Source organism: Streptomyces sp. AC1-42W, from assembly GCF_003248355.1.
Lineage (GTDB): Bacteria > Actinomycetota > Actinomycetes > Streptomycetales > Streptomycetaceae > Streptomyces.
Genome location: NZ_QKWY01000002.1, coordinates 1,419,112 through 1,432,289, shown reverse-complemented (window position 1 = coordinate 1,432,289; position 13,178 = coordinate 1,419,112). Strand labels below are relative to the sequence as shown.

Below are 13,178 nucleotides of genomic sequence, written 5' to 3'. Positions count from 1 at the left end.
TGCCCCCCCTACAGCCAGCCCTTTTCGCGGGCCATGCGGACGGCCTCCGCGCGGTTGCGGGCGGCCGTCTTCTGGATCGCCATGGAGAGGTAGTTGCGGACGGTGCCCTGGGAGAGGTGGAGGGCGGCGGCGATCTCCGCGTTGGTGGAGCCGTCGGCGGCGGTGCGCAGCACCTCGCGTTCGCGGTCGGTGAGCGGGTTGGCCCCGTCGGCGAGGGCGGCGGCGGCGAGGCCGGGGTCGATGACGCGTTCCCCGGCGAGCACCTTGCGTACCGCTTCGGCGAGTTGGGCGGCCGGGGCGTCCTTGACCAGGAAGGCGTCGGCGCCCGACTCCATCGCGCGGCGCAGATAGCCGGGCCGGCCGAACGTGGTGACGACGACGACCTTGACGTCCGGGAGGGCTTCGCGCAGCCGGGCCGTCGCGTCGATCCCGGTCATGCCGGGCATCTCGATGTCCAGCAGGGCGACGTCCACGGCGTGCTCCCGCGCCGCGGCCACGACCTCGTCGCCGCGGGCGACCTGGGCGACCACCTCGATGTCGGGCTCCAGGCCGAGGAGCGCCGCCAGGGCCTCGCGCACCATGGACTGGTCCTCGGCGAGGAGAAGTCTGATCATGCTCATTCCGGGGATACTAGGCCGGATTCGAACGGAACGCTGAGGACCATGGTGAAGCCTTTGCCCGAACGCTGATGGGTGGCCCGGGTGCTGACGGTGCCGCGCACGGCGGAGAGGCGTTCGGTGATCCCGGTGAGGCCGTTTCCGGGGCCGCTGCCCGCCGCGCCGCGCCCGTCGTCGGCGACGGTGAGTTCGAGGACCCGCCCGTCCAGCGTCTGGCGCGGGGCGAGCGAGACGGTGCAGCGCCGGGCGCCGCTGTGGCGTACGACGTTGGTCACCGCTTCCCGCAGCCCCCAGGCGAGCACCTCCTCCGTCTCCTCGGGCAGCCCGTCCGGCACCTCGGCGGGCACGTCGGCGGTGACTCCGGCGGCGGCCAGCGCGGTGCGGGCCCCGGCCAGTTCGCCGGGCAGGGTCGGCCGGCGGTACCCGGTGACGGCGCTGCGTACGTCCACCAGCGCCTGGCGGCTGACCTGTTCGATGTCGGCGACCTGGGCGGCGGCCCGTTCGGGCTGGTCGGGAAGCATCCGGCCGGCCAGTTCGCTCTTGAGGGTGATCAGGGAGAGCGAGTGGCCCAGGAGGTCGTGCAGATCGCGGGCGAGCCGCAGCCGCTCCTCGTTCGCGGCGAGCTGGGCGACCGTCGCGCGGGCCTCGCGCAGCTCGACCGTGGTGCGCACCAACTGCCGTACGCCGGTCATCGCGAAGCCGCCGAGCAGGGCCGGGAAGACCAGCGCGGTGATGATCTCGCGCGGGTTCTCCAGGGTCGCGCCGACCCCCACCAGCAGGGCGGTGACGACGGGGATCAGCCATCGCGCGGTCCGCAGCGGCAGCGTGGCGCCCACGGACACCGACACGTACACGAACAGGACCAGCCAGCGCGTGCCGAACGTCAGCGACAGCAGCACCGCGAGCGCCCCGAGGAACACGAGGAACGCCCGGACCCGGAAGACGTCGAGCGCCTTCGACGTGTGCCGGAAGACCAGGACGAGGTAGGCGCCGACGAACACCAGCAGCCCGAGCACCCCGAGCGCGGTCGCCCACGGGGTGTGGTTGCCGTCCGCGAGATCCTTGACCGGCGCGCTCATGAACGCCAGCCAGATCCCGATCCACAACAGCTTCACCCCGGCCTGACGCGCGGTACCGGGCATCCGCCCCGACCCCACCGACATCTCGTCGTCCCTCACGCCTTCAACGTGTCCTTCCGGTAGAGCCAGGCCGCGCCGCCCGTGAAGAGCAGGAAGTAGGCGCCGAGGACGGCGATGTCCCGGGCGTGCGGCGCGCCGCCCATTTCGACGGCCTGGCCGAGTGCAGCGTACGCGTGGGTGGGCAGCCACTCGGAGATGTTCTGGAGCCACTGCGGGAAGGTGGCGCTGGGCATCCACAGACCGCCGAGGATGGAGAGGCCGAAGTAGATGATCATGGTGACCGGGCGGACCGCGTCGCCGCTGGCCAGGTATCCGATGGCGACGCCGAGCGCGGCGAAGACCAGGGAGCCGGCCCAGATGACGCCGGTCAGCGCGGCCCACTGCCAGGCGTCGAAGCGCACGTGTTTGAACATGGCGGCGACGAGGAAGACGACGACGATGCACGGCAGGGTGACCATGGCGGCGCCGGCGATCTTCGCCAGGACGTAGCTGCGGCCGGGCAGTGCGGTCAGCCGCAGCTGGCGTACCCAGCCCTTCTCGCGTTCCTTGGCGATGCGTTCGCTGTTGCCCATCAGGACGGCGGTCAGCGCGCCGAAGGAGGCCATGGAGACCATGAAGAAGGACTGGAGCGTCAGATCCGTGTGCGGGATCGTGTCGGTGTCGTTCTGGGTACTGGAGATCAGCAGGTAGATCACCGAGGGGTAGATGACGGAGAAGAACATGAACTTCTTGTTCCGCAGGGTCCTGGTGACTTCGAGCCGGATCAGGGCCCAGGAGAAGGGGTTCGTCATGAGTTCTTGGCCTCCTCGGCCTCGGTGATGGCCACGAATGCCTGCTCCAGGCCGATTCCGGCGACTTCCAGTTCGCGCGGGTAGAGGCCGAGGCCGTAGACGGCGTGCACGGTGGCGTCGGCGTTGTGCGACTGGATGCGCACCCGGCGGCCGTTGACGTCGAGCGTCGAGAGGAACGGCAGCGCGCGCAGGGCCGCTTCGTCGACGGCGTCGTCCAGTGCGAAGGAGATCCGGCGGGCCCCGGCCCTGGCCTTGATCTCGGCGGCGGTGCCGTCCGCGAGGAGCCGGCCCTTGTGGAGGACCAGGACGCGGTCGGCGATCGCGTCGGCCTCTTCGAGGTAGTGGGTGGCGAACAGGACGGTACGGCCCTGCGCGGCCTGCTCCCGCATCGTCGCCCAGAACGCCTGGCGGGCGGTGACGTCCATGCCGGTGGTGGGCTCGTCCAGCACGATGAGGTCGTTGGCCCCTGCGGTGGCGAGCGCGAACCGTACGCGCTGTTCCTGGCCGCCGGACAGCTTGTTGACCATCCGGTCGGCGATCGAGGTGAGGCCCGCGCGGGCCAGCACGTCGCTCAGCGGGTACGGGCGCGGGTGCAGTCCGCAGACCAGCCGGACCAGTTCCTCGACGGTGACGTCCTCCATCAGCCCGCCGCTCTGCAGCATCGCGCCGACCCGGCCGGCCGCGATGGCCTCGCGCGGGGTCGTCCCGAAGAGGCGGACCGTGCCGGAGTCGGCCGGGCGCAGCCCGAGGAGAAGGTCGAGGGTGGAGGACTTGCCCGCGCCGTTGGGCCCGAGGAGCGCCACGGTCTCGCCGGGGTGCAGGCGCAGGGTGAGCCCGTCCACGGCGCGTACGTCTCCATACGCCTTGGTCACCTGTTCGAAGGCGACCACCGCTGTCCTCGTCGCGGTCGCTTCGCCGGCTGTCGTCGTCGTCATGCGTCCAGCCTGGCCGTACGGGGGGTGTGCGCGGCAGAGCCGCCGGTCGTGGAAAGGGGATGACAGATGTCATGCCGCCGGTGTGACACGGGCGCGGGCCGGGTACGCGGCGGCCCTGCGGCGCGGGCGGCCCTACGGCACGGGGCGCGGGCGGCCCGGAAACGGCTGCCGCCCCCGGCCGGGGGTCCGGTCGGGGGCGGCAGCCGTGCGGGTGCGCGGCAGGTCAGCCGTTGCCTTCGAGGTCGATCGTGACGGTGCGCTCGGCCTGGGTCTTGCCGAGCAGCGCGCCCTTCATCGCGTAGGCGATGTCGTCCGCGCTGAGCTGGTGCTTCTTGCCGTCGCCCTTGGTGATCATGACGCCGTCGAAGACCCCGGCGCAGAGCCGGTCGATGGCCTTCTTGTCGTAGTGGTCGACGAGCTTGCCGTCCACCGCGACCATCGACAGGATCTGCGGCAGCGACTTGGCCGGGCCGAAGGGGATCTCCTTGCCGCCCGCCCTGATGATGACCAGCCCGGACATCGCGGGCTCCGCGAACTCCTTCATCGCCCGGTCCAGTTCGGCCTGGGAGACGGTGGGTTCCTTGGTGATGACGGGCAGTTCGACGCTCTTGGTGCGGCCGGTCTCGACCTGGGCGCGGTAGGCGTCCCGGACGGAGACCATCGACTTGTTCACGTCGATCGCTTTGCCGGCCTTGCCCGGTACGGCGACGGCCTTGCCCGGTACGAACTTGATCGTGGCGTCCTTCGCGGTGCCGGAGGCGCCGGCCAGGTCCTGGAGCGCGACGCCGAGCTTCTCCTCGTCGATCGGGAAGACCGGCTCGACGGTCCGCGCGCCACCGAAGAGCGAGCCGATGACGGAGACCGGGTTGTAGTCGCTGCCGGCCGCCGCGCGCACGGTGGCCTGGCTGTCCAGCGAGAGCCCGGCCTTGTCGGGGGCGAGCTCGACCTCCTTGCCGTCCACGGTCAGCTTGAGCGGGGTCGCGGCCCGCCCGGCCAGCGCGGCGTCCAGCTTCTCGACGCCGTCCTCCTTGGTGCCGCCGCCGATGTCCACGCCGAGCACGGTGGTGCCCTTGGGCACGTCGGAGTGGTTCATCAGGAGCCCGGCCCCGTAGGCGACGCCCAGCAGGCAGACGGCCGCGACGCCGAGGAGGACCAGCTTGGAGCGGCCCTTCCTGGCGGGGGCCGGCTTCGGCGCGGGACGGGCGGCCGGGGCGGGCTGCGCGGGAGCGGCGCCCGACGGGCCCGCGCCCTTCGGGTCGCCGGGGACCACGGGCATGCCGCTGTTCAGCGTGTCGCCCGAGACGTTCTCACCGGGGCCGGCCGGGGCCGCGAACTGCGGGGTGAGGATGGCGGTGTCGTCGGACATGCGCGGCGGCACCCCGCCGGTCAGCGGGCCGCCAGGGCTCTGCGGACCCATGCCGGGCGGGAACGGGCCGGGCCCGTCGAGGTTCGGCGTGAGCGGCGAGATGCCGGGCACCGGGCCCGTGGTGGGGCCGGCCGGGCCGGGCGTACGGACGCCGAGGCCGGGGGTGGTACGCGGACCGTCGGGGGCCGCGCCGGGCCCCGTACCGCCCGGACCCGCCGGGAAGTCGCGCTGTGGGCCGTCCGAGAAGTACGGCAGGTCGGTGCGGGGGCCCGAGGGCGGGGAGACCCGCCGGGGCAGGGTGCCCCCCGGGCCACCGGCGACCGGGCCGCCGGGCACACCCGAAGCACCCGGACCGGCCTGAGCATCGGAACCACCGGCACCCGCAAGGCCACCCGGACCACCCGCGAGGCCACCGGGCCCGCCGGGACCCGCAGGACCGCCGGAGCCACCGGGCCCACCGGCACCCGCGGGCCCACCGGCCCCGGCACCGGTTCCGCCCACGACCGGCGCCGTGAAGCCCGCGCCGTCCGTGTCGCCCGGTCCGTCCGCCGACGGCTTCCCGGCCGCCGGGGGCTTGCGCGGGGCGAACCAGTCGCTGCCGCCGCCCTCCTTGGCCGGCTTCTCGCCGGAGTCCGCCGCCGCGTCCTCGCCGGGCTCCGCGGCCGGGGCCGGGGAGGCCGCCGGGGCGCCGCCCTGCGCGGGGGCGCCCGGACGCGGGGTCGAGCCGGTGCGCTCGGCGCCGCTCTCCGCCTCACTCATGGGCGTACGCATGACAACCGGCGGGATGGGGCGCGAGCCCGGAATGTTGATCCGGATACGCGTCGTCAGGGTCGTCTCGGTCTTCGGCTCTTCGGAGCGGTCCGGACCGGCAGATTCCGGGGCCCCTTCCGGGGCGTCCTGCGACGGGTGCGTCGACGGATACTGGCGTGATCCGTACGGCGGCGTACCCGAGGGGTACGCGGCTCCCCCGCGACCCTGGGGCCCGGAGGACGAACTGTCAGTTTCACGACTCAAAGCAGGTTCTCCCGATTGGCTCCGCCGCCCGTACTTCCCCCGTGCCACAGCCCGGGCGCGCGAACCACCATACTGGCCGCCGCCGAAGCACACCGCGCGACCGGGGGAAACGACCGCGCACCCCCTGGACGGGCAGGGGGCATGACGGGGCACACTACTTGGCAGGTCGGCCGCTGTCGGCCCGCTGCCGGGGCGATCGCGGCATGGTGGCGCAGATCACAGCAAGACCCATTCCACCCAGCATGAAGAGCCCGAGGCCGAGCGCGTCACCGAAGACATAGTCCCCTTCGGGCCGCCCGCTGAGCAGAACAACGATGGAAACCAGCCAACCTGCGGCGGGGGCCAGGGCTCCGGGCTGGGTGCCCGTCAGCGTGCGCCCGCCGCAGAAGAGGCCGGCCGTGCCCACCAGGGCGATCAGCAGCCCGCCGGGGAACCAGGCGGCCTGGACGAGCGTGCCCGCGATGCCCACGACCGCTCCGAGGACCGCCAGGCCGAACAGGACGGCGATCCGGGCGGGGTTGACGGGCGCGGCCAGGCCGGTGGCCGGAATGTCCCTCTTCTGCGTTTCGGTCCGGTCGCCGCCGGCCCGTGCCCTGCTGCTGCCGCTCACCGCTCGGCTCCCGGCACGCCCGCGAACAGATCGTCCTCGTGCTCGCCGGCCGGGGCGCCCGGGGCGCCGGAGGCCAACTCGTAGTACTCGGTGGTGAAGACGGGCTGGCCGAGGTCGTTGGAGAGGGCGAAGTAGAGCCCCTGGAGGGCGATCTGCGTGGCGTGCGCCCGCATGGCGGCGGCCTTGGCCCGCTCGTAGCCCGTGCCGTCGATCACGGTGGTGATCAGGGCGTCGTCCACCACGCCCGGTACGTCGCCGATCGCGGCGATGCCGAGGAAGGCGTCGGGGACCTCGGCGCGCAGGGCGGCGAACCGCTCGTCGGCGACCGAGCGCGGCACCCGGTTCCAGTAGATCTTGGCGACGGTGTGCGGGGCGGCCGTGCCGGGGCGGTACGCGGCGTCGGCGGCCAGTTCGGCGGCGCGGGTGGCGACCCGGTGGGTCTGGATGTGGTCGGGGTGGCCGTAGCCCCCGTCCGGGTCGTAGGTCACCAGGACCTGGGGGCGCACCTCGCGGATGACGTCGACGAGATGCCCGGCGGCCTCGTCCACGTCGGCCGCCCAGAAGGCGCCGGGGCGGTGGTTCTGCTCGGCGCCCATCATCCCGGAGTCCCGGTAGCGGCCGGCGCCGCCGAGGAAGCGGTGGTCGGTGACGCCCAGCTCCCTCATGGCGGCGGCGAGTTCGCCGCGGCGGTACGGGCCGAGGGTGTCGTCCCGGTCCGCGGCGTGATGGGCGAGCGCGGGCGGGATGACCTCGCCCTCCTCGCCGAGTGTGCAGGTCACCAGCGTGACCAGGGCGCCTTCGGCCGCGTACCTGGCCATGGTGGCGCCGTTGTTGATCGACTCGTCGTCCGGGTGCGCGTGCACCAGGAGCAGTCGCCGGGCGGGAAGGTCCGTCATGGGGACCACCCTACGAGCCCCCGGCGTCAGAACTTCAGGCCCCCGATCATGCCGGCCACGTTCGTGGTCAGCTCGGAGATGGTGGGCGCGATGGTGGAATCGGCGAGATAGAAGCCGAGCAGCGCGCAGACGACCGCATGTCCTCCCTTCAGTCCGGACTTCCGGATCAGCAGGAAGACGATGATCGCCAGCAGCACCACCGCCGAAATCGAGAGCGCCACAGCGGTTCACCTCCATCTGTACGGTCGGGCACGGGCAGCACGCGTGAAGCCAGCAGGTTCATACCCACCGAGCGCTACGGATCATAACTATCCGTGGCACCGCATTGATCGGGGCACAGCAGCACGAGGGGCGCACGGACGGAGCGGGCCGATAGGTTCGGCGCATGACTTCGCCAGAGATCACGTTCCCGCTCCAGTCGGCACGGACCATGAGATTCACTCTCGGGGCACCTCGCGCGTTCACGGTTTCACCCGACGGTGGACGCGTGGTCTACCTGCGCTCGGGTTCCGGCACGGACCGCTCGGGCCGGCTCTGGGTGCTGGACCTGACCGGGGACGCGGCCCCGCGGGAGCGCCTGGTGGCCGATCCGCGGGCGCTGCTCGGCGGTTCGGCGGAGCGGCTGTCGGCGCGGGAGCGCGCCCGCCGGGAGCGCAGCCGGGAGGGGTCGTCCGGGATCGTGGGCTACGCCGTGGACGCGGCGGCCGAGCTGGCCGCGTTCGCGCTGTCGGGCAAGGTGTACGTGGCCGATCTGCCGGCGGGCACGGCGCGTGCGCTGCCCGTGCCAGGCCCGGTGATCGACCCGCGCCCCTCCCCGGACGGGCGACACGTCGCCTATGTGTCCAAGGGTGCGCTGCGGGTCGTGGGGGTGGACGGCGAGGCGGACCGGGTGCTGGCCGAGCCGGAGGACGACCAGGTCACGTACGGGCTCGCGGAGTTCATCGCGGCCGAGGAGATGGGCCGCTCGCGGGGCTTCTGGTGGTCGCCGGAGTCCGACCGGCTGCTGGTGGCGCGCGTGGACGAGAGCCCGGTCCGGCGGTGGTGGATCGCGGACCCGGCGCACCCGGAGCGCAGGCCGGCGGAGGTCGCGTACCCGGCGGCCGGCACGCCCAACGCGGTGGTGGGGCTCCAGGTCGTGGGCCTGGACGGCAAGCGGGTCGACGTGACGTGGGACCGGGCCCGGTTCCCGTATCTGGCGCGGGTGCACTGGTCCTCGTACGGGGCTCCGCTCCTGCTCGTCCAGGCGCGGGACCAGCAGAGCCAGCTGTACCTCGCGGTGGAGCCGGAGACGGGCGCGACCCGGACCGTGCACGTGGACGAGGACGAGGTGTGGCTGGAGCTGTTCCCCGGTGTGCCCGCGTGGGCGCCGGACGGACGGCTGGTGCGGGTCACGGACGAGGGCGGGGCGCGGGTCCTCGCGGTGGGCGACCGGACGCTGACCGGGGCGCAGCTGCACATTCAGTCGGTGCTGGACATCGGGGACTCGGACGTCCTGGTGTCGGCGTCGGCGGGCGCGGAGGCGGAGGCTCCGGAGGTCGGCGAGAGCCATGTGTACCGGGTCAACGAGCTGGGCGTCGAGCGGGTCTCGGCGGGCGTCGGCGTGCACACGGCGGTCCGGTCCGGGCGGGTGACGGTGCTGGTTTCGACGTCGGTGGAGCGGGCAGGCGCAACGGCGAGGGTGCTGCGCGACGGCACGGAGATCGCGGTCGTCGAGAGTCACGCGGAGCGGCCGGTGCTGTCCGCGCGGCCGGTGCTGACGGAAGGGGGCGCACGGCGAATTCCGTGCGCCGTGCTGCTCCCCACCGGCTATTCGGAGTCTGACGGTCCGCTTCCTGTGCTGATGGACCCGTACGGCGGGCCGCACGGCCGGCGGGTGCTCGCCGCCCACAATCCGCACCTCACCTCGCAGTGGTTCGCGGACCGGGGCTTCGCCGTGGTCGTCGCGGACGGGCGCGGTACGCCCGGCCGTTCGCCGGGCTGGGAGAAGTCGGTCAAGCACGCGCTGGCGCTCACCGTGGAGGACCAGGTGGACGCCCTGCACGCGCTCGCGGAGCGGTTTCCGCTGGATCTCGGCCGGGTGGCGATCCGGGGCTGGTCCTTCGGCGGCTTCCTGGCCGGTATGGCGGTGCTGCGGCGGCCGGACGTCTTCCACGCGGCGGTCGTCGGCGCCCCGGTGACCGACCAGCGGCTCTACGACACGCACTACACCGAACGCTATCTGGGCGACCCGGCGGAGCAGGCGGCGATGTACGCGTACAACTCGCTGGTCACCGACGAGGGTCTTTCGTACCCGGAGAAGCAGGTGCGTCCGATGATGATCATCCAAGGGCTGGCGGACGACAACGTGGTCGTCGCGCACAGCCTGCGGCTGTCCTCGGCACTGCTCGCCGCCGGCCGGCCGCACGAGGTGCTGCCGCTGAGCGGGGTGACCCATATGACCCCGCAGGAGAATGTGGCCGAGAACCTGCTGCTGCTCCAGGTGGACTTCCTGAAGCGGTCGCTGGGGCTCTGAGCTACCAGCCGGGCGGCGGCTGGGAGGGCGGCGGGGGCGGGCCGAAGCCGCCGCCGCCCTGCGGGTAGCCGTAGCCGGGGGGCTGCTGTGCGGGGTACGGGGGCGCGGCCTGTCCGGGGCCCCAGCCCGGTCCGCCGCCCCACGGCTCGCGGCCCGGTCCCGGCGCCCCGGCCCCGCCGGGCACCGCGAGGGCGATCAGCGCGGCCACGGCGGCGAAGCCTTGGAACATCCAGCTGAGCACGGTGAGTTGCATCTCGCCGGGCAGCACGTCGAAGTGGTCGAACATCTCGAAGTGCACGATCCGCATCACGCCGAGTACCGCGCCGGGCAGCAGCAGCACGGCGGCGATCAGGCCGAAGGGGCGCGCGTGCGTGGCCCGCGCGACGGCGCTGATCCCGCAGAACAGGCACAGCAGGGCCAGCAGCACGGCGCCCCAGCCCGCCGGGGCACCGGTCAGCTGCTGTCCGATCCGGTCGCCGCCCGTGTACCACTCGGGGAACAGCTCCGGATACCGCGCCATCTGGCGGATCTCCCAGGCGATCAGCACCGCTCCGGCCGCGCCCAGCGCCAGGAACGCCAGGACGCCCGCGCCCGGTCCGGGCCTGGTGGGCAGCGGCTCGTACGAGTCGGCCGGGGGCCTGCGGCCCGCCCCGGCGGTGATGATCATCGCGGCGCCCGCGGCGAGGGCCACGAAGACGCAGATCAGGGCCCGCGAGCGCAGGTCGTCGGAGTAGCCGGACTCCATGCGCCGGTTGCCGATCGTCCAGAGCCCGGGAAGCCGGACGCCGATGGTGACCACCCCGGCGGCGACGAGCGCGGGAGCGGCGACCGCGGTGCGCAGGGAGGCCACGGCGACGGCGACGTACACCACGAACAGGACGACATCCATGGCGGAGGTCGCGGGCATGACCCACAGGCCGGGTTCGTTGAATCCGGCCCAGTACCGCCACAGTTGGCCGAAACTCGTCGCTCGGACGTCCCGAATCAGCCAGCACGCGACGATCACCGCGAGCAGGGCGGACAGAACGGCTCCGGTGGCTCTCGCTCCGCGGGTGAGTATCATCCCGTCGATACTTCCGTGCGCCCGCCCTCCGGACAAGAGGGCCGACACCGCCCATATCACGGTGTGCCGTACACCGGTTGACGCCGCGTCAGCGCACCCGGCTGCTCCCGGAGGGCGGCGGCGGACCCTGCTCCTTGCCGGGGAGCGCCTTCCCGGCCGCCCCGTCCTCGCCCGGTACCGCCTCCAGCGTGCCCTCCGGCGGGACCACCCGCTTCTCCTCCGCGAAGTGGCAGGCCGAGTCGTGGCGGGCGGGGGTGTCCGTGTCGCGGAAGACCGCCGGGACCGCGAGCAGCGGCACCTCCAGCTCGCAGCGCTTCTGCGCCTTCCAGCAGCGGGTGCGGAAGCGGCAGCCGGAGGGCGGGTTGGCGGGCGAGGGCACGTCGCCGTGCAGGATGATCCGCTCGCGGAACTCGCGCGCCATCGGGTCCGGCACCGGCACGGCGGACAGCAGCGCCTGGGTGTACGGGTGCGTGGGGTGGTCGTAGATCTCCGCGTCCGTGCCGATCTCGATGAACCGGCCGAGGTACATGACGCCGACCCGGTCGGAGATGTGCCGCACGATCGACAGGTCGTGCGCGATGAAGACGTAGCTCAGGTCGAACTCCGCCTGGAGCCGGTCCAGCAGGTTGACGACCTGGGCCTGGACGGAGACGTCGAGCGCGGAGACCGGTTCGTCGGCGACGATGATCTCCGGGTTCAGGGCGAGACCGCGAGCGATGCCGATGCGCTGGCGCTGACCGCCGGAGAACTGGTGCGGGTAGCGGTTGATGTACTCCGGGTTGAGGCCGACGACGTCCAGCAGATCCTGGACCTTGCGGCGGCGGCTGCCCTTGGGGGCCACCTCGGGATGGATCTCGTACGGTTCCCCGATGATGTCGCCGACCGTCATGCGCGGGTTGAGCGAGGTGTAGGGGTCCTGGAACACCATCTGGATGTTGCGGCGCACGGCCTTGAGCGCGCGCCCTGACAGCTTGGTGACGTCCTCGCCCTTGTACCGGATGGAGCCGGCTGTCGGCTTCTCCAGGTGGACGAGCAGCCGGGCGACCGTCGACTTGCCGCAGCCGGACTCCCCCACGACGCCGAGGGTCTCGCCGGCCCCGAGGTCGAAGGAGACCCCGTCGACCGCCTTGACCGCGCCGATCTGCTTCTTGACGAGGATGCCCTGGGTGAGCGGGTAGTGCTTGACGAGGTCGCGCACCTCCAGGATCGGCTCGCCGCCCGTACGCGCCGGGGTGCTCCCCGCGTGGTCAGCGTGCATCGAGCGTCTCCTTCCAGAAGTGGCAGGCGCTCTGTCGGTGCTCGGCCACGTCGTACAGCGGCGGCACGTCGGTGCGGCACACCTCCTGGGCCATCGGGCAGCGCGGGTTGAAGGCGCAGCCGGGCGGGATGTGCAGCAGGTTGGGGGGCAGGCCCTTGATCGCGTACAGCTCCTGGCCCTTCTGGTCCAGGCGCGGGATGGAGGCCAGCAGACCCTTGGTGTACGGGTGTGCGGGCGCCTTGTAGATGTCGTGCACGGGCGAGGTCTCGACGATGCGGCCCGCGTACATCACGGCGATCTTGTCGGCGACGTCGGCGACGACGCCGAGGTCGTGGGTGATGAGGATCAGGCCCATGTCGAGTTCGCGCTGGAGTTCCGCGAGGAGGTCCATGACCTGGGCCTGAACGGTGACGTCGAGGGCGGTGGTGGGTTCGTCGGCGATGATCAGGGAGGGCTCCAGGGCGAGCGCCATCGCGATCATGATGCGCTGGCGCATGCCGCCGGAGAACTGGTGCGGATAGTTGCCGACCCGCTCCTTGGCGGCCGGGATGCGGACCCGGTCCATCAGCTCGACGGCCTTGGCGCGGGCGTCCTTGCGGGACATGCCGCGGTGCACGACGTACATCTCGCCGAGCTGTTCGCCCACGGTCAGGACGGGGTTGAGGGAGGAAAGGGCGTCCTGGAAGATCATGGCCATCTCCTGGCCGCGGATCTTCCGGCGCTCCTCCCGCTTCATCTTCAGCAGGTCGCGGTCCTTGAACAGGATCTCGCCGCCGCTGATCTTCCCGGGCGGCATGTCGAGGATGCCCATGACGGCCTGGGCGGTGACCGACTTGCCGGAGCCCGATTCGCCGAGGACCGCGAGCGTCTCGCCCTCGGCCACCGAGTAGTTGACGCCGTTGACGGCCCGGACGATCCCGTCGCGGGTGTGGAACTCCACGTGCAGATCGCGTACTTCGAGCAACATGGCAGCGGAC

The 13,178-nt window shown here is 72.5% G+C and carries 12 protein-coding genes; 1 reads left to right on the top strand and 11 read right to left on the bottom strand.

Annotated elements, in window-relative coordinates:
* Positions 1-8: 8 nt before the first annotated feature.
* From DNK56_RS24425 to DNK56_RS24385, 8 genes are all read right to left on the bottom strand, one after another.
* On the bottom strand, positions 9-620 hold the full coding sequence (locus tag DNK56_RS24425; RefSeq protein ID WP_111337994.1) for a response regulator transcription factor: 612 nt from the start codon (positions 618-620) through the stop codon (positions 9-11).
* Complete coding sequence (locus DNK56_RS24420) at positions 617-1,795, bottom strand: sensor histidine kinase (RefSeq protein ID WP_111337993.1); 1,179 nt, start codon at positions 1,793-1,795, stop codon at positions 617-619. The genes DNK56_RS24425 and DNK56_RS24420 overlap by 4 nt, the downstream gene beginning before the upstream one ends.
* Complete coding sequence (locus tag DNK56_RS24415) at positions 1,792-2,547, bottom strand: ABC transporter permease (RefSeq protein WP_111337992.1); 756 nt, start codon at positions 2,545-2,547, stop codon at positions 1,792-1,794. The genes DNK56_RS24420 and DNK56_RS24415 overlap by 4 nt, the downstream gene beginning before the upstream one ends.
* Positions 2,544-3,482 (bottom strand): ABC transporter ATP-binding protein, encoded by a 939-nt coding sequence (locus tag DNK56_RS24410; RefSeq protein ID WP_111337991.1) that lies wholly within the window; start codon positions 3,480-3,482, stop codon positions 2,544-2,546. Before DNK56_RS24410 ends, DNK56_RS24415 begins: the two co-directional genes overlap by 4 nt.
* A 223-nt stretch (positions 3,483-3,705) precedes the next feature.
* Positions 3,706-5,862, bottom strand: a complete 2,157-nt coding sequence (locus tag DNK56_RS24405; protein ID WP_199563636.1) for a peptidoglycan binding domain-containing protein — start codon at positions 5,860-5,862, stop codon at positions 3,706-3,708.
* A 154-nt stretch (positions 5,863-6,016) separates the two neighbouring features.
* Positions 6,017-6,472 (bottom strand): DUF6113 family protein, encoded by a 456-nt coding sequence (locus DNK56_RS24395; protein ID WP_111337989.1) that lies wholly within the window; start codon positions 6,470-6,472, stop codon positions 6,017-6,019.
* Complete coding sequence (mshB, locus tag DNK56_RS24390; protein ID WP_111337988.1) at positions 6,469-7,368, bottom strand: N-acetyl-1-D-myo-inositol-2-amino-2-deoxy-alpha-D-glucopyranoside deacetylase; 900 nt, start codon at positions 7,366-7,368, stop codon at positions 6,469-6,471. The genes DNK56_RS24395 and mshB overlap by 4 nt, the downstream gene beginning before the upstream one ends.
* Positions 7,369-7,394: 26 nt before the next feature.
* The gene (locus DNK56_RS24385) at positions 7,395-7,589 is read right to left on the bottom strand and encodes a hypothetical protein (protein ID WP_111337987.1); all 195 of its coding nucleotides are present in this window, start codon (positions 7,587-7,589) and stop codon (positions 7,395-7,397) included.
* A 209-nt stretch (positions 7,590-7,798) separates the two neighbouring features.
* On the opposite strand from DNK56_RS24385, the gene DNK56_RS24380 reads away from it, so the two are divergent.
* On the top strand, positions 7,799-9,880 hold the full coding sequence (locus DNK56_RS24380) for a prolyl oligopeptidase family serine peptidase (RefSeq protein WP_446750415.1): 2,082 nt from the start codon (positions 7,799-7,801) through the stop codon (positions 9,878-9,880).
* Position 9,881: 1 nt separating this feature from the next.
* Here the strand turns inward: DNK56_RS24380 and DNK56_RS24375 are convergent, their stop codons facing one another.
* The 3 genes from DNK56_RS24375 to DNK56_RS24365 form a co-directional block, all read right to left on the bottom strand.
* Positions 9,882-10,943, bottom strand: coding sequence for a hypothetical protein (locus DNK56_RS24375; protein ID WP_111337985.1), 1,062 nt, complete (start codon positions 10,941-10,943; stop codon positions 9,882-9,884).
* An 88-nt stretch (positions 10,944-11,031) separates the two neighbouring features.
* The gene (locus DNK56_RS24370) at positions 11,032-12,201 is read right to left on the bottom strand and encodes an ABC transporter ATP-binding protein (RefSeq protein ID WP_111337984.1); all 1,170 of its coding nucleotides are present in this window, start codon (positions 12,199-12,201) and stop codon (positions 11,032-11,034) included.
* Positions 12,191-13,168: an ABC transporter ATP-binding protein gene (locus DNK56_RS24365; protein ID WP_111337983.1), complete on the bottom strand. Its 978-nt coding sequence runs from the start codon at positions 13,166-13,168 to the stop codon at positions 12,191-12,193. The genes DNK56_RS24370 and DNK56_RS24365 overlap by 11 nt, the downstream gene beginning before the upstream one ends.
* Positions 13,169-13,178: the final 10 nt, after the last annotated feature.